Raw genomic sequence first — 22,676 nt, 5'->3', positions numbered from 1 at the left:
CCAAGCTCACAAGAAAAAGCCCGTCCGCGGGCTTGACCCGGCCAACCGTCCCCATCACCAATCATCGTCATGAACACGATTCGATCCGTCTGCGTCTATTGCGGCTCGTCTCCGGGCCGCGACGAGGCCTATATCAAGGCCGGCCACACGCTTGGCCGCTCGCTTGCCAAATCCGGGTTGCGCCTCATCTATGGCGGCGGCACCAAGGGCATCATGGGCGCCGTCGCCGATGGCGCGCTCAAGGCCGGCGGCAAGGTCACCGGCATCATCCCGCGCTTCCTGATCAACAGGGAAGCGACCGAAACCGCGCTCGACAAGCTCGACGAATTGCTGATCACCGACAATATGCACGAGCGCAAGCACAGCATGTTCGAAAAATCCGACGCCTTTGTGGCGCTGCCGGGCGGCATCGGCACGGTGGAGGAGATCGTCGAGATCATGACCTGGGCGCAGCTCGGCCATCATCGCAAGCCGATCGTCTTCGCCAACGTCAAGGGGTTCTGGGATCCGATGCTGTCGCTGATCGAGCATATGTCGGAGGAAGGCTTCATACACACCGCGCATCGCGTGAAGCCGCTGGTGGTCAACGACCCGGAAGCGATAGTCGCCGCTATCATGGTGGCAGGCTCGTCCGTCGACGCGCCGACGGAAGGCGTACAGTCGGTGATAGATAAGATGTAAGGCAATAAGGCAGTAGGGGAGTAAGGCAGTATGTAAGGCTGCGGAAAATGCCCCCTACTGCCCTACTGCCCTACTGCCCTACTGCCCTACTGCCCTACTGCCCTACTGCCTTCCTCAAATCCCCAATCACCGTCCGCCGATCATTCCTGCGCCATGCCAGATGGATCGACACGCTGCGCTTGAACCAGGGCAGGTCGCGGAAGATCACGCCCGGAGGTGCCGCGCTGCGCAAGCTTTCCTGGACCGTGGCGAGGCCGAGACCGGCGCTGACCAGGCCGAGCGACGTCAACGGATCGTTCGTCTCATAGGCGATGTCGGGCATGAAACCGGATTCGGCGCAGGCCGCCAGGAACTGCGCGCGGTTGGTGTCGCCGGGCTGGCGCACGACGGTGATCCAGACGCGGCCGTCGAGTTGCCCGGGCTGTATGTCGGCGATACCGGCAAGCGGATCGCCCTCTGGGATTGCCAGCACCAATGGCTCGCGCCGCACCAGCATGCTTTCAAGATCGGGATCGCCCTCGGGTGCCGGCGAGTAGACGAAACCGAGGTCGAGCACGCGCTGCCTCAGATCATCGAATTGCGCAGCCGTTCGCAGGCTCCTGAGTTGCAGGTGGAAATCCGGCCGCGCGTGGCGGAAATCCTTCAGCATCGCGGCGATCAGCCCCGCATGCACCGCGCCCTCGACATAGCCGATGGCAAGGCTGCCCGTGGCGCCGCTGGCGAGGTTGCGGCCCAGCTCTTCCAGTCGCGCCGCGTTGGCAAGCAAGGCGCGCGCTTCGGCAAGGAAGGCCCTGCCCTCGGCGTTGAGATGGAGGCGCTGCTTCACCCGCTCGAACAAAGTGACGCCGAGCTGCTCCTCGAGCTGTATGATTTGCCGGCTCAAGGGCGACTGCGAAACGTGCAATTGCTCGGCGGCGCGGCCGACATTGCCGGCCTCGGCGACGGCGACGAAATATCTGATCTGGCGCAGGTCGAGCATTTTTTGGCCTCTCAATTCCAAGTCCTCAAAGGTCTGAGCTTTATCCTAATCAGTCTTGGACAGTCTGGACTCGGCGCGATATCTCCCTCGTCACCCCAGCCACGAAGGAGATCGCCATGCAGTTCTTTGCCCTGCTCAGCCGCAACACCCAAAAATTCAGCGACGCCGATTTCGCGCCGCTGCTGCCGCCGGAGTCCGAGCGGCGAAAGGCGCTTTACGTGCAAGGCGCGGTGCGCCAGATCTGGAACCGTGGCGACATTCCCGGCAGCGGCATGATGTTCGAGGCGGCCGACGAGAAGGAAGTGCGCGGCCATCTCGCCACGCTGCCGCTGATCGAGGCCGGCATGATGGACATCACGGCGATCGTGCCGCTCAACCCCTATCCTGGCTTTGGGCCGAAGCGCTGAATCGAGCCTTATTCGTGAGGTTGCCGCATATTGGCGGCCTCACGGCCAGGCTTCCTGCATCGCGTTCACTGAAAGCCATGCCATCGCGAGAAGCGCGACGAGCAGCGCCAGCCGCAGCCCCGCGGATCGCGCCTGGCCGGTCTCCTGACGCTGAAGCCGGCGCCAGGTCTGGAATGCCGCGAAGAGAGTAAGCAGCGCATAAAACCTGGCCAGCATCCACAAGACCGCCCGCCGGATATCGGAATGCCGTTATTCTCGAGCACCTTGCCGATCAGCATCGCCGGTCCGGCGACGAACAAGGCAATGGCGATGCCGAACAGGAAGCCGATCATCGCGCCTGGAAAGGACGTCGCCGACAGCGCGAGCAGCACCGCCAGAAGGACGAGCAGAGTGATGAACGCGCGCTGGCTCATGGGCCATTATTCCCCGACCGAACGTAGCGTAATGTACCAGTCCGACCTTAACTGCGCGTAACGGCGTGGGCGGTCTTCGAACCGTGGGCCGGGGTGCGGCTGGCCGAGACCTGCCTTCCCCTACCGGCAACGGAACCGATGCGGGCTTAAATTCGGCCATCATCACTGGGCTGAAAACCCTGCCAGGCGAGACGACGCCGGTGGTCTCGCCGCAACGAAGAAATCGTCTCCAGCTTGCCGAGCGCCATTCTGGCGTGCCCATTGCCGCCGACACACAGCAGACCGGGACGACAGGCAAATTCCGATCTGAACGATTCAGCCGGCACCAGTGAGTTCAGCTGCCGTGCGCACGCGGGCGAGCACCTCGCTCAGCATGTCGTGCATGGCCTTGCGGGCTCTTGCGGAGTCGCCGGACTCGATCGCCTTCAGCACCTTGCCATGCGCGTCGAGATCGCCCACCGGGTGACCGAACAGCGCGTTGGTGGTCGGCACGCTATACTGCAGCGCCGTGTGGATCAGCGCGGAGAGCGGCAGGAAGAAGCGGTTCCCGGTGGCGGCAAGCACCGCTTCATGGAAAGCGGCGTCCGACAAGACCGGATCGCCCTGGCCGGAGGAGGCCGCGCGCATCGCTTCGAAGGCCTCGCGGATGGCGACGATCTCGTCCGGGTTGTTGCGGCTCGCGGCAAGAGCCGCGGCCTCGCATTCGAAACCCAGGCGCACTTCCAGAAGCTCGATGATGAAGTGGCGCGGTGTCGCGCTGGCGCGCAGCCAACCCAGCACCGCGGGGTCCAAGAAATTCCAGTCCTTCAGCGGGCGGATGCGCGAGCCACGCCGCGGGCGGGTGACCAGCAGGCCTTTGGCCCACAGGATCTTCACCGCTTCGCGCGCCGCACTTCGGCTGGCGCCGAAGCGGGCGCAGATCTCCTCCTCGCCAATCAGGGTCGCGCCGGGCGGAAACAGCCCTCGGAGAATCTCGCGGCCGAGATTGTTGGTTATCTCGTCCGTCACCGACGCCGTCTGGTTGCCTGCCATTTTGTCCCGGCCCATTTGGTTCTGCTAGCAAGCGTCGGTGTTATCTTAGCAAGCCGAACCTGTCCATTATCATCTGATTTGTCAGATAAATGCAGTTGAAGGCATCGCGACTTTCCTGTTAGCTGTTGGGGGAAGCAGCGGAGAGCCGGTTTGTCGCCAACATCCTCGATGCGCGCGGTGGTGCTGCGCCGGCCGCTCGACCTCGACGTCGAGGAGCGCACAACGCCAGGGCCCGGGCCAGGCGAGGTACTGGTGCGCATTGCGCGCGGCGGCATTTGCGGCTCCGACCTGCATTATTTCCGCCATTGCGGTTTCGGCACTGTGCGCATGAAGGAGCCGATGATCCTCGGCCACGAGATCGCCGGCCGCGTCGAGGCGCTGGGCGCCGGCGTTTCCAGGCCGGCGGTGGGGACGGCGGTCGCCGTCAATCCCGCCAACCCTTGCGGCGTCTGCGCCTTCTGCCGGGCCGGGCAACCGATCCATTGCCTCGACATGCGCTTCCTGGGGTCGGCGATGCGCATGCCGCATGTGCAGGGCGGCTTTGCCGAACATCTCGTCTGCCGCGCCAAAAACGCCGTGCCGCTGACGACGGGCTCCGACCCTACCGCCGGCGCGTTCGCGGAGCCTCTTGCCGTGACGCTGCATGCCGTCGCCCAGGCGCCGGTCTATGGCAGCCGCGTGCTGATCATGGGCGCTGGACCGATCGGCACGCTGCTGGTGCTCGCCGCGCGCTTTGCCGGCGCGCGCGAAGTCGTCGTCACCGATGTGCAGGACAGACCGCTGCAATACGCCGCCAAGATCGGCGCCGACCGCACGATCAATGTCGCCACACATGCCGAGGCGATGGACGGCTACGCCGCCAACAAGGGGTATTTCGACGTCGTCTTCGAGGCCGCCGGCCAGGGCGGGACGGTCGCCAGCGCCTTGCCTGTCATCAAGCCGCGCGGCACGCTGGTGGCCGTCGGCCAGGGCGCGACGGCGGAGCTTTCCATGTCGGTCATCGTCACCAAGGAAATCCAGGTGAAGGGCAGCTTCCGCTTCGACACGGAATTCGCCCTGGCGGTCGACCTGATCGGCTCGGGCCGGATCGACGTCGCGCCGCTGCTCAGCAACACGCTGCCACTCGCCGAGGCGCGAAAGGCCTTCGAGCTGGCCAGCGACAAATCGCAATCGATGAAGGTGCAAATTGCGTTCGACTGATTATCTCGGCCGTCTTTTCGGCCTCGAGGGCAGGCATGCCTTCGTCACCGGCGCCAGCCGCGGGCTGGGCCTCGCCTTCGCGGGGGCACTGGCCGCGGCCGGCGCGCGCGTCACGCTCGGCGGCCGCAAGATGGAGGAGCTGAAGGCTGCCGCCGACAGGCTGCGTGCCGAAGGCCACACGATCGCGGAGTCATTAATCGATGTCACCGACACCCAATCGGTCGATGCGGCAATCGCAGCTTCGGAAGCCGACACCGGGCCGATCGACATCCTGGTCAACAATGCCGGCATCCAGCGCCGCGCGCCGCTGGAGACTTTCTCCGATGCCGACTGGGACGCGCTGATGGCGACCAATCTCGACGGCGTGTTCAAGATGAGCCGCGCCGCGGTGAAGGGCATGATCCAGCGCCGCAAGGGCGTCATCATCAATGTCTCCTCGGTGCAGAGCGCGCTCGCACGCCCCTCGATCGCGCCTTACGCGGCGAGCAAGGGAGCGATCACCATGCTGACCAAGTCGATGGCCGGCGAATGGGGCCAGCACGGCGTGCGCGTCAACGCCATCGCGCCCGGCTATTTCAAGACAGAGCTCAACGCGGCTTTAGTCGCCGACGAGAAATTCTCGACCTGGCTCACCGGCCGCACGCCGATGCGGCGCTGGGGTGATGTCGAGGAACTGGCTGGCGCGGCGGTGTTCCTGGCATCGGATGCCGCGAGTTTCGTCACTGGTCAGACGCTGCTGGTGGATGGCGGGATCACCAGTGTGTTGTGAGCCTCATAGGCAACACTCAAACCGGTAGGCTTGTCTCCCCCACCGACAGATGCCGCTCGATGGGCGGATCGATCTTGGTGTCCTTCGCGAACCCGGTCAACACCCTGTCCACCGACAGCCTGCCCGCCCCGCTGAGCGCCAGGATGAACATGCCGCCGGCGATGGCGAGATCCTTCTCGAAATGGAGCAGTTCGTTCTGGCTGGCGAAATTGGTGTGGAAGAGGCTTGCCGTCATCAGGCAGAACAGGCCGAGCCCGATCGCACCCAGCCGCGCCAGGATGCCGAGCGCCACCGACAGGCCGGCGCCGAGTTGCAGCGCGATGGTGGCAATGAGCAGCGGCGTGCCGACGCCAAGCGCGGCCATCGCCTTCTGAGCGCCCTCGAAATGCGTCGCCAGTTGCAGTCCCTCATGCACGAAGATCAGGGACAGAAACAGCCGGCCGGCCAGCAGGACGACATCCCTGGCGTGCAGTTTTTCGGCAAGTTCGATCGGTGTCATGATCGGCTCCAATCCTTGGAAACAGGTGGCCGCCACGCGTCCGCGTGGGCCTGCGCGCTCGAGGTTGAAAGGTCGGAGCCGGCGCGAGGGAGAGCAACGCCGGCTCCGGTTTTCGGGCGCTACCGCCGTGGCGCCCAAAAAGTTGGTATTGGCGGGAGAGATCAGCGCCAGGCCCCCTCTCCGGCCGCTTCGCGGCCACCTCTCCCCCTTCGTGGGCGAGGAAACAGGCGGCGTTACTTCGTCACCTTGGTGTCGATCGCCTGCTTGAGGTCGGAAAGCTCCTCGCAGCCCGACGGGCACAGCTTCTCCAGCGAGGCGAGTTGCTCGTTGGCCTTGGCCATGTCGCCGGTCTCGACATAGAGCTCACCCAGATACTCATGCGCGGCCTTATGGTCGGGCTTAAGCTCCAGCGCCTTGGTGTAGTAGGTCAGCGAGGTCTGATAGTCGCCGGTCTTGCGCAGCGTGAAGCCGAGCAGGTTGTAGACGTCGGCCTGCTGGGTGTCCTGCGCGAGGTCGCGCAGATCGGCCAGCGCGCCCTTATAGTCCTTGGCGTCGATCTTGGCCTTGACGGCAGTCAGGTCGGGCGCATCGGCGCCTTCGATGTCGTCCACGGCATAGGCCGGAACGGCGATCGCGATCGGGGCCGCGGTCAAGACGGCAATGGCGCCGAGCGCCGCGAAAGTTAAGTGTTTCATTGGAGTGTCGCTTTCTGTTCACGATCCGAGTGAGATCAGATCTGGGTCGGGGTGAAGGCGTAGGCATTGCCGTCCTTGACGAAGCTGCCTGTGCCGGGGAACGGGAAGTGCGAGCCGCAGATGCGGACATTGTCGGCGATCACCTGGTCAATGATCCGGTGCCGCGTGGTGATCGCCGTCGGACCGTCCTGGTCGTAGGCGCCCTGCCATTCGGGATGCGGGGCAAGCAGCGCCGGCACGTACATGGTGTCGGCCGAGACGAGGAATTGCTCGGCGCCGGCATCGACATGGTAGACCGAATGGCCAGGCGTATGGCCGGGCGCCGCCATGAGGCGGATGCCGGGCACCACTTCCGCGCCATCGTCGACCAGCTTCCAGTTCTTCCATTTCGGAAAATTCTCGGCGATGCGCTTGCCCGCCGGCTTGCGGCCCTCGGGCAGCTTGGCGAGGCGGCTCGGATCCGTCCACCAATTGTATTCGGTGGCGTTGACGATCAGCTCGGCATTGGGGAACACCGGATCGTTGGTGCCCTTCTCCATCAGGCCCCAGACATGGTCCGGATGGAAATGCGAGATCAGAATGGTGTCGATCGCCTTGTAGTCGATGCCCGCGGCCTTCATGTTGGCCGGCAGATGCGTGGCGTTGGCCTGCCACTGGCCGACGCCGGAACCGGCGTCCATCATGATGGTGCGGCCGTTCATCTTGAGCACCACGACGGTGAGCGGGATCGGCATGAAGTCGGTGGTCAATCCTGCCTTGGCGAGTGCCGCCTTGGTGTCGTCGACCGAGACGTCCTTGATGAAGGCCGGGTCGTGGGGCTTGCGCCAAATGCCGTCATAGACGGCGGTGACCTCGAGCGAGCCGACCTTGTATTTGTAGAAGCCGACCAGCGGCTCGACCGGGGTTTCGGCGTGGGCCGCGGGCGCGAATTCGAGCTTGCCGGCAATGCCGAAGGCGGCAGCGGCGGCGGCTGATCCGAGCACCATGCGGCGTGTCATGTTGAACATCAGAAATCTCCTCTAGTGGCTGCGGGTTGCGTCAGGTTTCAGGCGGTATGAGAGATTGGCGGAGGGCCCGGTGCGACCCTCCGCCGGCTGCGGAAGCCGGTGCCGGCCGGTCCGACTGAAAGACCGACCGGCACAGGGGAGATCGGGACTTCGGCTCCGAGCCCTGCGAGGCGTGCCTTCCCCGCCCGGATCGGGACGTTCAGCCCCAAGCTCCTAGCTCAGCGACCCCAGATGCCCTGGCCAGGCTCATCCGCAGCGATCTTGGCCGCCGGCTTCATGTCGTGACGGTCCAGCTTCACGATGGAAGCAGTGGTGGTGGTGTCGACGGCGGCTGCGTGCTGGGCGGCCGCGGAGAAGTGGTCGCTGCCGGCAAAGGCGCCGCCGGTGGCAAGGAGGATGGCGACTGCGGTGAGGGCGATCTTGTTCATATGCGTATTCTCCGGGTTGGTTGATGCGTGCCTTGGGAGGATGGCCTCGCTACAGCCAAGACCCGGAAGGCTCGGGCTTTATTCCCGGGGGGCGGAGAATCTTTTCAGGGCGCGATACAAATCGCGACCCGTCCGGATGAAACGGGAAGCCGCGGCCAGTTAGCCGGCGTTAAGCATCGCTCCAGCTTTTGGGCTGAAAATAACCTGCCAAGCTGCCAGTGACGCAACTTGAAGCCGGTCCGGAAGTTTAAATTTAAGCACTTCCTGCTAGCTTCAACCGATGGATTTCTGTCCGCGAAAGGTATTCGCGTCGAATTGACCGGGACTGGTTTCAATATCGGCCGTATCAGACAGGCCGTTTTCTCTTCCGCCAACTTGCCGGCGGCGATCGCTGTGTTCGTGCTTGCGATCTGCGCGCTCTTCGTCGATCAGCAAAACAGAAAAGTCTCCGACCAGCTGTTGCGCGCCGACGTGCTCGCCAAGGTCAACATCATCCGCGCCAAGCTCGAGGGAAACATAAACGGCAACCTGCAGCTGGTGCAGGGCCTTGCTTCGGCGGTGACGACCGAGCCGTATATGGGGCAACAGCGATTTGCGGCGCTCGCCGCGAACCTGTTCAAGGAGAAATCACAGCTGCGCAACATTGCCGGCGCGCCCGACCTTGTGATCTCGTTGATGTACCCGATGAAAGGCAACGAAAAGGCGCTCGGGCTCGACTACCGCAAGAACGAAGCACAGCGCATGGCGGCGCTGCGGGCGCGCGACCAGCGCGCCTTGGTCCTGGCGGGTCCGGTAGACCTCGTCCAGGGCGGCCGAGGCTTCATCGGCAGGATTCCGATTTTCGTACCGACAGTGGGCGGCGGTGACCGGTTCTGGGGCATTCTCTCCGCGGTCATCGATGTCGACAGGCTCTTTGCCGCAAGCGGCCTCACCGACCCGGACCTCGATATCGAGGTCGCCCTGACAGGCAAGGACGCGCTGGGCGGCGGCGGCCAGCGCTTCTTCGGCAGCGAGAACGTGGTCAACGGCACCCCGGTAACGGCCGAAGTGGAACTGCCGCTGGGGTCCTGGCAATTGTCGGCGATACCGAAACACGGCTGGCCGGCCACGCCGAAGAACGAGGCCACCTTGTGGGCAACGGTGGCGCTGGCCGGCGCGCTGATTGTGTTGCCCATCCTGATAGCCGGTTGGTTGTTCGGCGAGAGACAGAAGAATTACGCGGAGCTGCGGCGGCTTTCCCAACGCCTTGAGCTTGCGCTAGATGCCTCGGGCATCGGCGTATGGGAACACGACCTCGCCACCTCGCAGCTCGTGTGGGACGATCGCCTCAACGAGATCTATGGCAGGCCGGCTGACGGCCGGCCGCGTGGCTATGACGACTGGGCGCTGACCATTCATCCAGACGACCTGGAGCGCGCAAGAAGGGACTTCGACACGGCGGCAGCAACCCAAGGCCGCTATTCCTCGCAGTACCGTCTTCTCCTTCCTGACGGCACCGTCCGCCATGTGCGCACCCGGGCAGGCTTCCTGCAGGACGTCGACGACACGCCCAAGATGATCGGCGCTGAATGGGACGTGACCAGCGACGTCCTGCTCAATGAGAATCTGGTGCATGAGCGGCAATTGTCGGAATCGAAGAATGCCGAACTTGAGACCGCCAAGGCGCGCATCGAGCACGTTGCGCTGCATGATTCTCTGACGGGCCTGCCCAATCGCCGCTATCTTGATGAGATGCTGGCCGGGGCGCACGATGATCGCACTGCCTTGCTGCATCTCGACCTCGACCGCTTCAAGCACATCAACGACACGCTCGGCCATGCGGCAGGCGACGCCATGCTCATGCATGCCTCGAAGGTCATCAAGGCCAACGTCCGGGCGGCCGACTTCGTGGCGCGCATCGGCGGGGACGAGTTCATCGTGGTGTGCCGCGGACGCAGGGACGATGAACTCGCCGCACTCGCGGACCGGATCATCGAAGAGATGCGCCAACCCGTCGACTATAAGGGCCACCAATGCCGGTTTGGGGTCAGCATCGGGATTGCGGCCAACAGCGGCATCGATGCCAAGCAATTGCTGGTCAATGCCGACCTCGCGCTCTACCGAGCCAAGAGCCGAGGGCGCAACCGTTATGAGTTCTTCAACGAAGAGCTGCAAAGCGAGATCGTGAAGACCAAGCAAACTGCCGATGAGATTCTCGGCGGCTTGGAGCGCAACGAGTTCATTGCCTATTACCAGCCGCAGTTCGACGCCAACACGCTCGAGATCGTCGGTGTCGAAGCGCTGTCGCGCTGGCGCCATCCACAGCGCGGCATCCTCGGCCCCGACGTGTTCCTCAAGGTGGCCGAGGAATTGAACGTGGTCTCGCTCATCGACCGCACGATCCTCGAACAAACGCTCGAGAATTTCCAGCGCTGGTCGCTCGACGGGCTCAACATCCCGCGCGTGTCGGTCAATGTCTCGGCACGAAGGCTGGAAGACAAGGATCTCATCAACGGCCTGCGCAAGCTGGCGATCAAGAAGGGAACCGTTTCATTCGAGCTCGTGGAGTCGATCTTTCTCGACGAGCACGACGACCTTGTCGCCTGGAACATCGAGCACATCAAGGAACTCGGAATCGACATCGAGATCGACGATTTCGGCACGGGCTACGCATCGGTCGTCAGCCTGCTCAAACTGCAACCGCGCCGTCTCAAGATCGACCGGCAGCTCGTCACGCCGATAACCGGCTCGCCGGCGCAGCGGCGGCTGGTGTCGTCAATCATAGAGATCGGCAAATCGCTCGGCATCGGGGTCGTGGCGGAAGGCGTCGAGACGATGGAACATGCGCGCATCCTGAAAGAGCTTGGCTGCGACATCCTGCAGGGCTACGCCTTCGGGCGCCCGATGGACGCAACATCCTTCAGGATCTTCGCGCAGTCGCGGGAGTGGCTGGCAGCGGGATAGCGATGCCGGCTCACCCAGCTGCCATTTGACCGGGCTGTTGCCGGCTGCACGACCCGTTCGGCAAGCGGGCAAACGACAGGACAGCCCTGCCGAGAGGGAGACCCGCTGAAAACCCGGTCATCAAACTGTCACACCAGGCGGCAATCGCCATGGTAGGTTTGCCGTGGCCGCCCCCGCGACCCCGACCGCATCAAGAACCGGCGAAGCCGCCATGAACATCGCCCTCCCCGCCGAAGGCACTGATCTCTCGCCCTATCTGCCGGACGAGCACGGGCTGTTCTTCATCTACCATTTCAAGGCCGATGGTTCCCGCACCGCCGATCCCGCCGAGGCGCATTGGAGCTGGCGCAGCTACCAGATCACCGACATGCGCGCCCGCCACGAGATCGGCGCCGAGACGGCCCTGCCGGCGCCGGTGCGCGACGCCTTCCTGTCGCCAAGCCATGGCTGCCAGATCGATTTCGAGGACGACTTCCTCTATGGCGACCTGCCGGACCTCAGGCACGATTTTGCCGAGGCGCGCGGACTCACGCATTTCCGCTTCGCCTTCAACGACAAGATGCTGGTCGGCGCCCGCAAGCAGCCGCTGGAATCGGTCGACAAGATCCGCAAGCTGGTGGAGAGCGGCACACGGAAATTCCGCACGCCGGCCGAGCTGATCGAAGCGGTGATGGGCCAGTCGCTCGACGGCATGGCGGCCGAGCTCGACAAGATGGGCAACACGCTCGACGGCATCGAGGATCGCATCGTGTGCAATGCATGGCACAATGAGCGCCAGGCGCTGGTCGACGCGCGCCGGCAGCTGGTGCTGATCCACCGGCAGATGGCGACGCTCACCAGCCTCTTCCGCCACCTCGACCATTCGCATCGCAACGAGCTGCCCGACCCGATCAACGACATGGCCACACGCCTCTCGCACCGGGCGCATACGCTGCATCATGACGGCGAGCAGCTGCAGGCGCGCACGCGGCTGCTGCAGGATGAGCTGATGGCGAAGCTTACCGAGCAGTCGAACCAGCTGCTCTACATCCTCTCCGTCATGACGGCGGTCCTGTTGCCGACGACCATCATTTCTGGCCTGTTCGGCATGAATGTCGGCGGCGTGCCGCTGGTCGACACGCCGCACGGCTTTTGGGTGGTGACGGCGATCTCGGTCGTCATAGCCGGCGTTGTTTACAAGATCGTGCGACGGCTCGGGCGCGTGTAGGGCGCCGATTCTATCTCGTCGCCGGCGCCGCCGGCCGCGCTTCGCGGCCCCTGAACATCGACCAGCTGTACATCGCCAGCGCCGTCCAGATCAGCCCGAACGCGATTGCCTGTGTGGTGCCGAACGGCTCACCGAAGATCAGCACGGCGATCAGAAACACCATGGTCGGCGCGATATATTGCATGATGCCTATGGTGGACAGGCGCAGCAGCCTTGCGCCGAAGGCGAAGAGCAGCAGCGGCACGGCGGTGATCGGGCCGCAGCCGATGAGCAAGGCCGTGTCGGCACCGGTGCTGGAGATGAGGTGATCCTGGCCGGTGGCAATCAGGTAGACGATGTAGCAGAGCGCCGGCACCGACAGCAAAAGCACCTCGAGCAGGAAACCCTGGCTCGGGCCGATCGGCAGCGTCTTGCGGAAGAAGCCGTAGGCGGCAAAGGAAAAGGCGAGCGCCAGCGACACCCAGGGCAATTTGCCTGCCTCGACAGTCAGCACCGTCACCGCGATGGCGGCCAGCACAACAGCCGCGATCTGCAGCCGGTCGAGCTTCTCGCCGAGCAGCACGGCGCCGACGACGACATTGACCAGCGGGTTGATGTAGTAGCCCAGCGCGGTCTCGACGGTACGGTCGACCGCGATCGCCCAGACATAGATGCCCCAGTTGACCGAGATCAGCACCGCCGTCAGTGCCGCCATGGCAAGGCTCTTCGGCGAACGGATCGCCGCCTTGAAGTCGGCGGTGCGGCCGGCCCAGAGGAGCACCGCCGCCGCGATCGGCACCGACCAGACGACGCGGTTGGCGATCACCTCGGCAAGCGGCAGATGCGCCACCGCCTTCATATAGAAGGGCAAGAGCCCCCAGAGGAAATAGGCGCCAAGTGCCAGAAGGAAGCCGCGGCGGCCCTTGGCGACTTGATCGAGATCGGCTGTAGCGGTGACCATGGCCCAACGCTATGGCTCAGCGGGCCGCCCAAGACCATCACAAAATTATGATGGATCAACGGAGTTTTGGTGATGGCTCAGCGGCCGGGACCGCTTCCTTTCCGGGGCGCCGCATCACAATTCGCCTCCGCCGGTCCGCCTACAGAATTTTCTGTTTGCGATGGCCCGCCCGTAGTAATAGCCTCATTTTAGCGCTTGGGGGAATTCTAATATGAAGTGATTCTGGAACCCTTCAATGTCGCGCCTGACAAGTGCCATAAAGAATAGGAAGTATACTTTCTTCCGAGCGCAGCTCGGGGTAAGGCGTCATCTGGCCGACTCGGTCGCCTATCGGGCTTACCGCGCGACAACAGACATCGATTACTTCTTTCACGTTTTCCCGGACCGCAAGCTGATCTATGTGGAAGTACCCAAAGCGGGTTGCACCACAGTCAAGCGACTGCTTTCGATCTGCGCCTACGGAATCAACCATGATGACGATCCCGAGGCATATCATTCGCGTCGAAAATCCGGACTGCTTGCCCCGAGCGACGTCGGCGTAAAACTATTCGAATCGCTGCTGCGCGACCCCGAGACGCTGATTTTCTCCGTGGTGAGAAATCCATTCTCCAGATTGCGGTCATGTTATCTCAACAAGTTCTATAAGCTCAAACTATCCGACCCAGGAAATACCGGACTGATTGAGCAATTGATGGGCGACATGACCTCATTGTCCTCGTCCGACATCGACCGAGACCAACTGTCTTTCGACAGCTTCGTCAAAGGCGCCTGCACAACGGCTGCTCTCGGCAAGAACGGCCATTGGAGCCTGATGTCAGCAATAATTCCGAATTCGAGCGACTTCAGGATCGAGATCATAAAGCTCGAATCCCTGGCCGAAGGCTTGAATCCTGTCTTGGCCCGATTAGGCGCTTCGGAGGAAATTCGGAACTCGCTGGCAAAACCGCTCAACCAGTCTGCCCCTACGCCAGGAATTGCATGGACGCGGCCGCTGGTTGATCAAGTCAGGCGGGCCTATGCGGAGGATTTCAGGCGGTTCGGTTATGATGCCGACTATCGAGCCGGCTGACGGTCCGAATCCCCCTACTCCGCCGCCACCAGCCCAGCCATCTCGCGGTTCTTCATCAGCTTGTAGATGATCGAATCCATCAGCGCCTGGAAGGAGGCGTCGATGATGTTTTCCGAAACGCCGACCGTCCACCAGCGGGCGCCGGTGGAATCATGCGATTCGACCAGGACGCGCGTGATGGCCTCGGTGCCGCCATTGAGGATACGCACCTTGAAGTCGGCGAGCTCGAGGTCGACGATTTCGCTCTGGTATTTGCCGAGGTCCTTGCGCAGCGCGATGTCGAGCGCGTTGACCGGGCCATGGCCCTCCGCCACCGACATCTTCTCCTCGCCGTCGACCTCGACCTTCACGATCGCCTCGGAGACGGTCTTCAGATTGCCGTTGGCGTCGAAGCGGCGCTCGACCATGCAGCGGAAGGAGGTGACGTTGAAGAACTCCGGCAAGCCGTGCAGCATTTTTCGCGCGAGCAGCTCGAAGGACGCGTCGGCGCCTTCATAGGCATAGCCTTCGGCCTCGCGCTCTTTGACCACCGCGATCAGCGCGTCTAGCCGATGATCGTCCTTCGGCACCTCGATGCCGCGCCGCTTCAGCTCGGCGAGGAAATTCGCCTTGCCGCCCTGGTCGGAGACCATGACTCGCCGGCGGTTGCCGACGGCTTCCGGCGGCACATGTTCATAAGTCGCCGGCTCCTTGGCCAGAGCCGAGGCATGGATGCCGGCCTTGGTGGCGAAGGCGGACGAACCGACATAGGGCGCCTGCGCTTCCGGCGCACGGTTGAGCAATTCGTCGAAGGCGCGTGAGAGCCTGGATATTCCGGTCAGATCCTCGGCTGAAATGCCGGTTTCGAAACGGTCGGCGAAGGCGGGCTTCAGCGAAAGCGTTGGGATGATGGTGATCAGATTGGCGTTGCCGCAGCGCTCGCCGATGCCGTTCAACGTGCCCTGGATCTGGCGCACACCAGCTTCTACGGCGGCCAGCGAATTGGCCACCGCCTGTCCAGTGTCGTCATGCGCATGGATGCCGAGATGGTCGCCCGGGATGCCGCCGGCGATCACCTTGCCGACGATTTCGCGCACTTCCGAGGGCTGCGTGCCGCCATTGGTGTCGCACAGCACCACCCAGCGGGCTCCGGCTTCATAGGCGGTCCTGGCGCAGGCCAGCGCGTAATCGGGATTGGCCTTGAAGCCGTCGAAGAAATGCTCGCAGTCGACCATCGCCTCCTTGCCGGCGGCCACCGCCGTCTCGACCGAGGCCTTGATCGCCTCCAGATTCTCCTCGTTGGTGCAGCCGAGCGCCACACGGACATGATAGTCCCAGCTCTTGGCGACAAAGCAGATGGCGTCAGACTTCGACTGCACCAGCGCCGCCAGCCCCGGATCGTTGGAGGCCGAGACCCCGGCACGCTTGGTCATGCCGAAGGCGACGAATTTCGCGCTTTCCGTCCGCTTCTTCTGAAAGAAGGCGGTGTCGGTCGGGTTGGCGCCCGGATAGCCGCCCTCGACATAGTCGATCCCGAACGCGTCGAGCAGTTTTGCGATGGCGATCTTGTCCTCGACGGAAAAGTCGATGCCCGGCGTCTGCTGGCCGTCGCGCAGAGTGGTGTCGAAGAGATAGAGGCGTTGTTTCTTCATGGCGATAGCTCGAAATGCCGGGATCCTTCGCGTAGAGCACGAACCTGCATCATTATTTCCCTGCAAACCGATCCGTGGCCCGGATCAGCCGATCCAGAATCCCCGGCTCGGAATAGGCGTGGCCAGCGCCTTCGATGAGGTGGAAATCCGCCTTCGGCCAGGCCTTGTGCAGCGCCCAGGCATATTTCGCCGGGCACGGCATGTCGTAGCGGCCGTGGACGATGGTGCCGGGAATGTCCTTCAGTTTCCAGGCGTCGCGGAGCAGTTGCCCTTCCTCCAGCCAGCCGGCATGGACGAAATAGTGGTTCTCGATGCGGGCGAAGGCGATGGCGTAGTCATCCTGGCCGAACGGATCGCTGGTCTCGGGTTCGGGAAGCAGCGTGATCGTCTCGCCCTCCCAGATGCTCCAGGCGCGGGCGGCCTCCACTTGGCGCGCGCGGTCGGAGCCGACCAGTCGCTTGCGGTAAGCGGCCATCATGTCGCCGCGCTCGGCCTCGGGGATCGGCGCGAGAAAACGCTCCCATTTGTCGGGAAACATCTCGGAGACGCCGAACTGATAATACCATTCGAGCTCGGCGCGGGTGAGCGTGTAGATGCCGCGCACGATGAGCTCGCTGACGCGCTCGGGATGCGTCTCGGCATAGGCGAGCGCCAGCGTCGAGCCCCAGGAACCGCCGAAGACCAGCCATTTGTCGAAGCCGGCCATCTCGCGCAGGCGCTCTATGTCGGCGACGAGATGCCAGGTGGTGTTGGCTTCCAGCGAGGCGTTGGGCGTCGATTTCCCGCAGCCGCGCTGGTCGAACAGGATGACATCGTAGAGTTTCGGGTCGAACAGCCGCCGATGTTTCGGCGAGATGGTGCCGCCCGGACCGCCATGCAGGAACACGGCAGGCTTGGCGCCCCTGGTGCCGCAGCGCTCCCAATAGATGGTGTGGCCGTCGCCGACATCGAGCATGCCCGACTCGAACGGCTCGATCTCGGGATAGAGGCTGCGCAAGGAACCACTGTGGATCGTCATAGTTTCAAGCCCTGCTGCGGCCAGTTGGCCATCTCGTGATCGGGGTGCTGGAAGGAGATGATCTGCTCCTGCCGTCGGTAGAAATCGGGATCGTCGAGGATCGGCGCCTCGAAGATCTTCTCCACCCAGGGCAGCCGCACCGCGTAGTTGACCTGGATCTGCGGCGCGAGATCGGAGCGGTCGTCGAACGCGCCGATGGCGATCTCCAGCGCGCCCGGCTGGCGGTAGGTCAGCGGCGTGCCGCAGCGGGCGCAGAAGCCGCGGTCGATGTTGACCGAGGACTGGAAATAGGTCGGCTCCTCATGGGTCCATTCGACGCCGTCCTTCGGCACCGTCACGAGCGCGCCGAAGAAATTGCCGAACTGCTTTTGGCACATGCGGCAATGGCAGATGGACGGGCGTCCGAGCTTGCCGTGCACGCGAAAACGCACGGCGCCGCACTGGCAGCCGCCGGTTCGAACTTGATCGGTCATGGTCTTTCCTCCGGCGGCCATTGGTCGGTGTCGTGGTCTGGATGCTGATAGGAGACGAGCTCGGCGAGGTAAGGCGCAGAGGCGATATCGGCCATCGTGTCCTCGGACGGCAGCTTGGGGATGCCGTCGACATAGGGGAGCTTCGCCTCCGTCCCCCACTGGATGGTCGGCGCGATGCCGGTCGGGTCATCGAAGGTGGCGATCGCCAATGCGATACCGTCGGGCGCCTCGAAGGTCAGCGGCGTGCCGCATTCGGCGCAGAAGCCGCGCCAGGCGGCGTTGGACGAACGGAAGCGTTTCGGCTCGCCGCGCGTCCAGTCGAGCGTGGCGCCGCGCACCGACACCAGCGGCAGGTAGAAATTGCCGCTCGCCTTCTGGCACATGCGGCAATGGCAGACCGAGGCGTCGCCCAACGCGCCTTCGACGCGGAAGCGCACGGCGCCGCACTGGCAGCCGCCGGTGTAGATCGGCCTGTTGTCGAGGCTCATCGCTCACTCCGTTTCATGGGCTGCCTTAGGGGCTCATTCCGGGTCATGACAGACCGCCTCGACATTGTTGCCGTCGGGATCGAAGACGAAGGCGCCGTAGTAGTTCGGATGATAGTGCGGACGCAGGCCCGGCGCGCCATTGTCCTTGCCGCCGGCGGCAAGCGCTGCCGCATGGAAGGCGTCGACCTCAGCGCGGCTGCGCGCGGTGAAGGCGATGTGCTGGTGATCCTTCGGCTTCTCCTTGCCGGCACTCACCCAGAACACCGGCCGGTCGCGGCCATAACCGCCGATCTTGGCGCCGCCGGTGTATTCCTCCGGCACCATGTAGAGCAGCGAAGCCCCCAACGGCGCCATCGCCTTGTCGTAGAAAGCCTTCGACGCGTCGAAATCGAAAACGGTGATGCCGAGATGATCGATCACAGGACGAGCTCCTCCCTTGGTGGCGCGGCGGCCAGCCCGGCCACGATGACGATGTGCTGGCAGACATTGTCGATATCGCGGACCACGTCGTCGTTCCAGAAGCGCAGGATGGTCCAGCCTAGCCCTTCAAGCTTCGCGGTTCGCGCGACGTCGGACGCCGAAACTTCGGCAAGAGCGTGCTGAGAGCCATCAATCTCGACGATCAGCTTCTTGCTGGGGCAGGCAAAATCGACGATGTAGCCAGCTATGGGCATCTGACGCCTGAACGCGATTCCCATCAGCCTATCAGCACGGACCTCATTCCAAAGCTTCAACTCGGCATCGATCATCGCCTTGCGCATCTTGCGCGCATCGCCGCGATTGGCGGGAGATACCCGATGATGGGTCATTGCGAGGCCCCCCTCTCTGCCCTGCCGGGCATCTCCCCCTCAAGGGGGGAGATCAGCAGCTTCGCCGACGGCGCCCAATCTTCAACGTTGGCGGTTGGCGAAAGCCCAGGCGACATCCAATCTCCCCCCTTGAGGGGGAGATGTCCGGCAGGACAGAGAGGGGGGCCTCGCTCCAACCTCTCCCGTATGGAGGCATCCACCTTCACCGCTTGATCTCCCACGTCGTCACACGCGCGCCGGTGACAGGATCCTTGCCGTCCTTCAACTGCACGCCCTGAGCCAGAAGCTCGTGGCGGATGCGATCAGCCTCGGCCCAGTTCTTGGCAGCGATAAACTCCAGACGATCCGCGATGGCCTTGGCGACCGCCGTCTCGTCCACCTTGGCCGCGCCGACGTCGAAGCCGAGGAAGGCCAGTGCCGCTTTCAACGAAGCGGCGGCGGCATTGCCACCATCGCCGCCAGCCTCGACCGCCTCGCCGGCAAGCTGCGTCAGCCGCTGGAAGGCGGTGTAGGTGGCAAGGTCATCCGAGAGCGCTTCCACCACTTCGGCCGGCAGGTCATTCGCGGCCGCGGGCGCAAGATCGGCGGCACGCTTCCATTTGCGCAACGTGTTTTCCGCCTCCTCCAGCTTGCGCACGGAGAAGTCGATCGGCTCGCGATAGTGCGTCATCAGCATCGCCAGCCTGAGCACCTCGCCCGGCCAGGTGCGGCCGCCGAAGGTCTCGGTCTCCAGCAATTCGTGGATCGAGTAGAAATTGCCGAGGCTCTTCGACATCTTTTGGCCTTCGACCTGCAGGAAGCCGTTGTGCATCCACACATTGGCCATGACCTTGGTGCCGTGGGCGCAGCGCGACTGGGCGATCTCGTTCTCGTGGTGCGGGAAGATCAGGTCCAGCCCGCCGCCATGGATGTCGAAGACCTCGCCAAGATAAGCGGCCGACATGGCCGAGCACTCGATGTGCCAGCCGGGCCGGCCCCTGCCCCACGGGCTTTCCCAGCCGGGCTCTTCCGGGCTCGACAATTTCCACAGCACGAAATCGCCCGGGTTCTTCTTGTGCGCGTCGACGGCGATGCGCGCGCCGGCCTGCTGCTCGTCGAGATTGCGCTTCGACAATTCGCCATAGTCCGGCATCGAGGCGGTGTCGAACAGCACCTCGCCGCCGGCGACATAGGCATGGCCGCGCTCGATCAGCTGGCGGATCAGCGACAGCATGTCGGCCTTGCCGTCGGCGCGGGGTGCGACGAACTCCGTCGCCCGCGGCTCGTAGGTCGGCTGCAGGCAGCCGAGGGCCGCGACATCCTTGTGGTACTGGTCGGCGGTCTGTTCGGTGACCTTGCGGATCGCATCGTTCAGCGACAACTTCCCGGCCGCGATCTCGCCGCCGAAGTCTCGCAGCGCCCTGGCGTTTATCTTGTCGTCGACATCCGTGATGTTGCGCACATACGTGACGTGCTTTTCGCCGTAGAGTTGGCGCAACAGGCGGAAAAGCACATCGAAGACGATCGCCGGCCTGGCATTGCCGATATGGGCAAAGTCGTAAACGGTCGGGCCGCAGACATACATGCGCACGTTTTGCGGGTCGATCGGAACGAACGGTTCCTTCGTCCGCGTCAGCGTGTTGTAGAGGCTGAGGCCCTTCGATGGTTCAGACATACGTGCCCTTCCGATCCCTTAGACTTGGATGGAGCCTTGCCTGCGCCACGGCGCAAAACAGGCTCCAGCCTGCTGGCCGGGGCGTTTTTTTCCGATCTGGGGAAAGATGAGGCGAAAACGTCCGGACCAGCGCGAGGCTAGCCAATAATGCAAATGCCACAAATGGCGAAAGACGTTTTCATGGCCGGCTTTATCGCGCCGGCGGGTGCTGCCGTCAAGTCGCTCGGCTTAGGAAAGATGTCGTTGGATCACAGGTAAAGACGTGGCGAAACATTTTATTAAACATGTCGGCACAGTGATGAAACATTCGCCGGCTAGACCGCCCGGTGTCACGATTTGGACGGAATCAGCCGCCAAACGCCGAACACGAAACCGTTACCAGGGAAGAGAATCATGGCTCGCAGCAAGCAGGAACAGATCCGACAAACGCAGCCCGCGCTGGCCAACCACTACCGCGCGATCGGCCCGGCGGCCATCGTCGCCGCCCTCCTCCACACCGCGAAGAAGAAGAAGCCCGCGCAGAAGATCGTCTCGCCGCGCGCCGCCTGAAACGGCGCGACCGGCACAGTCTCCGACGATGGAGACGGCGGTGACGAGGGCGCCATGAGGGCCCTGGAGATGAAGGCCCCAAAGCAGCCTTTCGGGCAGGCAGCCTTCTGTTGGATGGTTTGACGCAATTCCGAACGGAAAACCGCTCCACACTTTTCCTGGAATTGCTCTAAAACAAGCTCATCTGGTTTTCGTCCGCGCCAGGCTTCTGGCGTCCGGGCTTTTCAGCTTGCTGCGAAACGATGCCGCGCTCCTGGATCTCCGGCCCGGTGTTGGCGACCTTGTTGACCAGGTCGGAAACCGGAATTGCCTCGAAGAAATCGGGCTCGACGGGCTTCAGCAGATCGAGCACGTGGCGCGGCTCCTGCGTGCGGCAATCGAGCCAACGGGCGAAGTCGCGTTCCTCGATGACCACCGGCATGCGATCATGGATATGGGCGATGTCGGCATTGGCCTCAGTCGTGATGATCGCGCCGGTGTCCATCTCGGAACCACCGGGCTCGGAGTAAGTCTCGATCAGGCCGGCGAAGGCGACCACGCCGCCGCGTCGCGGGCGGATCCAGTAGGGCTGCCCCTTGGCCGAACCCGATTGCTGCCATTCGTAGAAGCCCGATGCCGGCACAAGAGCGCGGCGGTGGCGCATGGCGGTCTTGAACGATGCTTTTTGCAACACGCCCTCGGAACGGGCGTTGATGAGCAGCGGAAACGCCTTGGTGTCCTCGACCCAAGCGGGAATCAGGCCCCAGCGCACCAGCATCGCCTGGCGGTCCGGCAGGTTGGACCCGGGTTCCCGCGGCGGGCCGGCAAGCGCCATCAGCACCGGCTGTGTCGGCGCGATGTTGTAGCGGGCCGGAAATCCCTCCAGTTCGGCCAGGCCGAGGAAGGCGGCGGTCTGGTCCGGCGTGGCGGTCAGGGCAAAGCGTCCGCACATGGATCTGGGCTTTTCGAGTGACGTGCCATCAAAAGTGGCGATGGAACCGCCACGCCTCAACGGCTAAAGCTGGATTCGCCCAATCGGTCCACAAAAGCCTGCAGAAGGATCGGCACGCATGGAAAAGCGCAAGATCATACCGGCCGTTTCGGTCGCGGTCGTGCGCGACGGCACCGTGCTTCTGGTCAAGCGTGGGCGGGCGCCATCGCAAGGGCTCTATGCCTATCCAGGCGGCAAGGTCGAACCGGGCGAAACGCTGGCAGAGGCTGCCGCACGGGAGTTGCGGGAAGAGACCGGACTTGAAGCCATCGACTACCGCCCGCTGCGCGACATCCATATCGACGGCAGCGGTGAAAACCACGCGGTCGACTATCTGCTGACGGTGTTCGGCGCCGCCTATGCCGACGGCGAACCAGTGGCCAGCGACGATGCCGAGACCGCGGCATTCTACACGCTGGCGCAAATGGCTGACATGCCGCTTGCCGATGCAGTGCTTGAGGTTGCGGTAGCGTTGCTTAACGATTCGCACAAGTAGCTTCGAGAATGCAACGCCATGACTTCAGACGTTTGCGCTGCCCCTCACCTGCCTGCCGGCATCCTCTCCCCGTATAGTGACGGGGAGAGGGACGCTGTCGCCAGCGATTTCGCCAACCGCCAACTGGCAGGGAATGCGCCAGCGCTGCACCATGCCCTTTCTTCCCGTCACTATACGGGGAGAAATGCCCGGCAGGGCAATGAGGGGCGGCGCCAACCTGGACAAGTTGAATTCCAACGGGCAAAGCGCTTTCATTCGATGGCCAATGCCAACAGCCTCACAGTCGCCTTGTGGACAACGAACTGTTCGATCACATAAG

25 protein-coding genes are annotated in these 22,676 nt (G+C 63.5%); 9 read left to right on the top strand and 16 right to left on the bottom strand.

Annotation, left to right across the window (positions count from 1 at the left end):
* The first annotated feature begins 69 nt into the window (after window positions 1–69).
* The gene (locus tag EJ068_RS26330) at window positions 70–681 is read left to right on the top strand and encodes a TIGR00730 family Rossman fold protein (protein WP_095816104.1); all 612 of its coding nucleotides are present in this window, start codon (window positions 70–72) and stop codon (window positions 679–681) included.
* Window positions 682–775: 94 nt separating this feature from the next.
* Here EJ068_RS26330 and EJ068_RS26325 read toward each other — a convergent pair whose 3' ends face one another.
* Window positions 776–1,660, bottom strand: coding sequence for a LysR family transcriptional regulator (locus tag EJ068_RS26325; protein ID WP_127253802.1), 885 nt, complete (start codon window positions 1,658–1,660; stop codon window positions 776–778).
* A gap of 116 nt (window positions 1,661–1,776) precedes the next feature.
* Between EJ068_RS26325 and EJ068_RS26320 the strand changes: the two genes are divergently transcribed.
* Window positions 1,777–2,067 (top strand): muconolactone Delta-isomerase family protein, encoded by a 291-nt coding sequence (locus EJ068_RS26320; RefSeq protein WP_126078275.1) that lies wholly within the window; start codon window positions 1,777–1,779, stop codon window positions 2,065–2,067.
* A 65-nt stretch (window positions 2,068–2,132) separates the two neighbouring features.
* Here the strand turns inward: EJ068_RS26320 and EJ068_RS26315 are convergent, their stop codons facing one another.
* Both EJ068_RS26315 and EJ068_RS26310 read right to left on the bottom strand, forming a co-directional pair.
* Window positions 2,133–2,480 carry a hypothetical protein gene (locus tag EJ068_RS26315; RefSeq protein WP_127253648.1) on the bottom strand — a complete coding sequence of 116 codons (348 nt, stop codon included), beginning with the start codon at window positions 2,478–2,480 and terminating at the stop codon, window positions 2,133–2,135.
* Window positions 2,481–2,795: 315 nt separating this feature from the next.
* A complete protein-coding gene (locus EJ068_RS26310; protein ID WP_127253647.1) occupies window positions 2,796–3,527 on the bottom strand; it encodes a FadR/GntR family transcriptional regulator in 732 nt (243 codons plus the stop codon).
* A 153-nt stretch (window positions 3,528–3,680) separates the two neighbouring features.
* Between EJ068_RS26310 and EJ068_RS26305 the strand changes: the two genes are divergently transcribed.
* Together EJ068_RS26305 and EJ068_RS26300 are read left to right on the top strand one after the other, a co-directional pair.
* Window positions 3,681–4,712 (top strand): L-idonate 5-dehydrogenase, encoded by a 1,032-nt coding sequence (locus EJ068_RS26305; protein WP_127253649.1) that lies wholly within the window; start codon window positions 3,681–3,683, stop codon window positions 4,710–4,712.
* Window positions 4,699–5,481 carry a glucose 1-dehydrogenase gene (locus EJ068_RS26300; protein ID WP_127253646.1) on the top strand — a complete coding sequence of 261 codons (783 nt, stop codon included), beginning with the start codon at window positions 4,699–4,701 and terminating at the stop codon, window positions 5,479–5,481. Before EJ068_RS26305 ends, EJ068_RS26300 begins: the two co-directional genes overlap by 14 nt.
* Window positions 5,482–5,497: 16 nt before the next feature.
* On the opposite strand, the gene EJ068_RS26295 is transcribed toward EJ068_RS26300, so the two are convergent.
* The 4 genes from EJ068_RS26295 to EJ068_RS26280 all read right to left on the bottom strand — a co-directional run bounded on the left by EJ068_RS26295 (window position 5,498) and on the right by EJ068_RS26280 (window position 8,110).
* The gene (locus tag EJ068_RS26295; protein WP_127253645.1) at window positions 5,498–5,980 is read right to left on the bottom strand and encodes a DoxX family protein; all 483 of its coding nucleotides are present in this window, start codon (window positions 5,978–5,980) and stop codon (window positions 5,498–5,500) included.
* A 233-nt stretch (window positions 5,981–6,213) separates the two neighbouring features.
* A complete protein-coding gene (locus EJ068_RS26290) occupies window positions 6,214–6,675 on the bottom strand; it encodes a tetratricopeptide repeat protein (protein ID WP_126078280.1) in 462 nt (153 codons plus the stop codon).
* A gap of 35 nt (window positions 6,676–6,710) precedes the next feature.
* Window positions 6,711–7,682, bottom strand: coding sequence for an MBL fold metallo-hydrolase (locus EJ068_RS26285; protein ID WP_126078281.1), 972 nt, complete (start codon window positions 7,680–7,682; stop codon window positions 6,711–6,713).
* Window positions 7,683–7,900: 218 nt separating this feature from the next.
* The gene (locus EJ068_RS26280) at window positions 7,901–8,110 is read right to left on the bottom strand and encodes a DUF680 domain-containing protein (protein WP_126078282.1); all 210 of its coding nucleotides are present in this window, start codon (window positions 8,108–8,110) and stop codon (window positions 7,901–7,903) included.
* A 387-nt stretch (window positions 8,111–8,497) separates the two neighbouring features.
* Between EJ068_RS26280 and EJ068_RS26275 the strand changes: the two genes are divergently transcribed.
* Window positions 8,498–11,053, top strand: coding sequence for an EAL domain-containing protein (locus EJ068_RS26275; protein WP_245463492.1), 2,556 nt, complete (start codon window positions 8,498–8,500; stop codon window positions 11,051–11,053).
* 211 nt (window positions 11,054–11,264) lie between these two features.
* Entirely contained in the window at window positions 11,265–12,260 is a 996-nt protein-coding gene (locus EJ068_RS26270; RefSeq protein ID WP_128298124.1) for a transporter, read from the top strand.
* Between the two features lie 10 nt (window positions 12,261–12,270).
* On the opposite strand, the gene rarD is transcribed toward EJ068_RS26270, so the two are convergent.
* Window positions 12,271–13,200, bottom strand: coding sequence for an EamA family transporter RarD (gene rarD / locus EJ068_RS26265; RefSeq protein ID WP_128298125.1), 930 nt, complete (start codon window positions 13,198–13,200; stop codon window positions 12,271–12,273).
* 235 nt (window positions 13,201–13,435) lie between these two features.
* Here rarD and EJ068_RS26260 point away from each other — a divergent pair, with 235 nt between their 5' ends.
* Window positions 13,436–14,269 carry a sulfotransferase family 2 domain-containing protein gene (locus EJ068_RS26260; RefSeq protein WP_126078286.1) on the top strand — a complete coding sequence of 278 codons (834 nt, stop codon included), beginning with the start codon at window positions 13,436–13,438 and terminating at the stop codon, window positions 14,267–14,269.
* A gap of 14 nt (window positions 14,270–14,283) precedes the next feature.
* Here EJ068_RS26260 and cimA read toward each other — a convergent pair whose 3' ends face one another.
* The 7 genes from cimA to cysS all read right to left on the bottom strand — a co-directional run bounded on the left by cimA (window position 14,284) and on the right by cysS (window position 20,342).
* Entirely contained in the window at window positions 14,284–15,900 is a 1,617-nt protein-coding gene (gene cimA / locus EJ068_RS26255) for a citramalate synthase (protein WP_127386188.1), read from the bottom strand.
* A gap of 52 nt (window positions 15,901–15,952) precedes the next feature.
* Window positions 15,953–16,918 carry a prolyl aminopeptidase gene (pip, locus tag EJ068_RS26250; protein WP_127253513.1) on the bottom strand — a complete coding sequence of 322 codons (966 nt, stop codon included), beginning with the start codon at window positions 16,916–16,918 and terminating at the stop codon, window positions 15,953–15,955.
* On the bottom strand, window positions 16,915–17,391 hold the full coding sequence (locus EJ068_RS26245; RefSeq protein WP_127253514.1) for a GFA family protein: 477 nt from the start codon (window positions 17,389–17,391) through the stop codon (window positions 16,915–16,917). Before EJ068_RS26245 ends, pip begins: the two co-directional genes overlap by 4 nt.
* A complete protein-coding gene (locus EJ068_RS26240; protein ID WP_126078290.1) occupies window positions 17,388–17,879 on the bottom strand; it encodes a GFA family protein in 492 nt (163 codons plus the stop codon). The genes EJ068_RS26245 and EJ068_RS26240 overlap by 4 nt, the downstream gene beginning before the upstream one ends.
* 33 nt (window positions 17,880–17,912) lie before the next feature.
* Entirely contained in the window at window positions 17,913–18,299 is a 387-nt protein-coding gene (locus EJ068_RS26235; protein ID WP_127253515.1) for a VOC family protein, read from the bottom strand.
* A complete protein-coding gene (locus tag EJ068_RS26230) occupies window positions 18,296–18,688 on the bottom strand; it encodes a DUF559 domain-containing protein (RefSeq protein WP_127253516.1) in 393 nt (130 codons plus the stop codon). Before EJ068_RS26230 ends, EJ068_RS26235 begins: the two co-directional genes overlap by 4 nt.
* A gap of 202 nt (window positions 18,689–18,890) precedes the next feature.
* Window positions 18,891–20,342, bottom strand: a complete 1,452-nt coding sequence (gene cysS, locus EJ068_RS26220) for a cysteine--tRNA ligase (RefSeq protein ID WP_127253517.1) — start codon at window positions 20,340–20,342, stop codon at window positions 18,891–18,893.
* A gap of 393 nt (window positions 20,343–20,735) precedes the next feature.
* Here cysS and EJ068_RS26215 point away from each other — a divergent pair, with 393 nt between their 5' ends.
* Window positions 20,736–20,891 carry a hypothetical protein gene (locus EJ068_RS26215; protein ID WP_108702811.1) on the top strand — a complete coding sequence of 52 codons (156 nt, stop codon included), beginning with the start codon at window positions 20,736–20,738 and terminating at the stop codon, window positions 20,889–20,891.
* Between the two features lie 169 nt (window positions 20,892–21,060).
* Here the strand turns inward: EJ068_RS26215 and EJ068_RS26210 are convergent, their stop codons facing one another.
* Complete coding sequence (locus EJ068_RS26210; RefSeq protein ID WP_127253518.1) at window positions 21,061–21,822, bottom strand: SOS response-associated peptidase; 762 nt, start codon at window positions 21,820–21,822, stop codon at window positions 21,061–21,063.
* A 118-nt stretch (window positions 21,823–21,940) separates the two neighbouring features.
* Between EJ068_RS26210 and EJ068_RS26205 the strand changes: the two genes are divergently transcribed.
* Window positions 21,941–22,357: an NUDIX hydrolase gene (locus EJ068_RS26205; protein WP_126078294.1), complete on the top strand. Its 417-nt coding sequence runs from the start codon at window positions 21,941–21,943 to the stop codon at window positions 22,355–22,357.
* Window positions 22,358–22,676 lie beyond the last annotated feature (319 nt).

Source organism: Mesorhizobium sp. M2A.F.Ca.ET.043.02.1.1 (assembly GCF_003952405.1).
In the GTDB taxonomy this organism is placed as follows: Bacteria; Pseudomonadota; Alphaproteobacteria; order Rhizobiales; family Rhizobiaceae; genus Mesorhizobium.
Note: the sequence above shows the minus strand (reverse complement) of the source record. Positions and strands in the feature narration are given on the sequence as shown.

Bases quoted from the DNA above. Each gene is read 5' to 3' on its own strand.
- EJ068_RS26330 (WP_095816104.1), top strand. From the start codon at position 70: ATGAACACGATTCGATCCGTCTGCGTCTATTGCGGCTCGTCTCCGGGC.
- EJ068_RS26325 (WP_127253802.1), bottom strand. From the start codon at position 1,660: ATGCTCGACCTGCGCCAGATCAGATATTTCGTCGCCGTCGCCGAGGCC.
- EJ068_RS26320 (WP_126078275.1), top strand. From the start codon at position 1,777: ATGCAGTTCTTTGCCCTGCTCAGCCGCAACACCCAAAAATTCAGCGAC.
- EJ068_RS26315 (WP_127253648.1), bottom strand. From the start codon at position 2,480: ATGAGCCAGCGCGCGTTCATCACTCTGCTCGTCCTTCTGGCGGTGCTG.
- EJ068_RS26310 (WP_127253647.1), bottom strand. From the start codon at position 3,527: ATGGGCCGGGACAAAATGGCAGGCAACCAGACGGCGTCGGTGACGGAC.
- EJ068_RS26305 (WP_127253649.1), top strand. From the start codon at position 3,681: ATGCGCGCGGTGGTGCTGCGCCGGCCGCTCGACCTCGACGTCGAGGAG.
- EJ068_RS26295 (WP_127253645.1), bottom strand. From the start codon at position 5,980: ATGACACCGATCGAACTTGCCGAAAAACTGCACGCCAGGGATGTCGTC.
- EJ068_RS26290 (WP_126078280.1), bottom strand. From the start codon at position 6,675: ATGAAACACTTAACTTTCGCGGCGCTCGGCGCCATTGCCGTCTTGACC.
- EJ068_RS26285 (WP_126078281.1), bottom strand. From the start codon at position 7,682: ATGTTCAACATGACACGCCGCATGGTGCTCGGATCAGCCGCCGCCGCT.
- EJ068_RS26280 (WP_126078282.1), bottom strand. From the start codon at position 8,110: ATGAACAAGATCGCCCTCACCGCAGTCGCCATCCTCCTTGCCACCGGC.
- EJ068_RS26270 (WP_128298124.1), top strand. From the start codon at position 11,265: ATGAACATCGCCCTCCCCGCCGAAGGCACTGATCTCTCGCCCTATCTG.
- rarD (WP_128298125.1), bottom strand. From the start codon at position 13,200: ATGGTCACCGCTACAGCCGATCTCGATCAAGTCGCCAAGGGCCGCCGC.
- EJ068_RS26260 (WP_126078286.1), top strand. From the start codon at position 13,436: ATGTCGCGCCTGACAAGTGCCATAAAGAATAGGAAGTATACTTTCTTC.
- cimA (WP_127386188.1), bottom strand. From the start codon at position 15,900: ATGAAGAAACAACGCCTCTATCTCTTCGACACCACTCTGCGCGACGGC.
- pip (WP_127253513.1), bottom strand. From the start codon at position 16,918: ATGACGATCCACAGTGGTTCCTTGCGCAGCCTCTATCCCGAGATCGAG.
- EJ068_RS26245 (WP_127253514.1), bottom strand. From the start codon at position 17,391: ATGACCGATCAAGTTCGAACCGGCGGCTGCCAGTGCGGCGCCGTGCGT.
- EJ068_RS26240 (WP_126078290.1), bottom strand. From the start codon at position 17,879: ATGAGCCTCGACAACAGGCCGATCTACACCGGCGGCTGCCAGTGCGGC.
- EJ068_RS26230 (WP_127253516.1), bottom strand. From the start codon at position 18,688: ATGACCCATCATCGGGTATCTCCCGCCAATCGCGGCGATGCGCGCAAG.
- cysS (WP_127253517.1), bottom strand. From the start codon at position 20,342: ATGTCTGAACCATCGAAGGGCCTCAGCCTCTACAACACGCTGACGCGG.
- EJ068_RS26215 (WP_108702811.1), top strand. From the start codon at position 20,736: ATGGCTCGCAGCAAGCAGGAACAGATCCGACAAACGCAGCCCGCGCTG.
- EJ068_RS26210 (WP_127253518.1), bottom strand. From the start codon at position 21,822: ATGTGCGGACGCTTTGCCCTGACCGCCACGCCGGACCAGACCGCCGCC.
- EJ068_RS26205 (WP_126078294.1), top strand. From the start codon at position 21,941: ATGGAAAAGCGCAAGATCATACCGGCCGTTTCGGTCGCGGTCGTGCGC.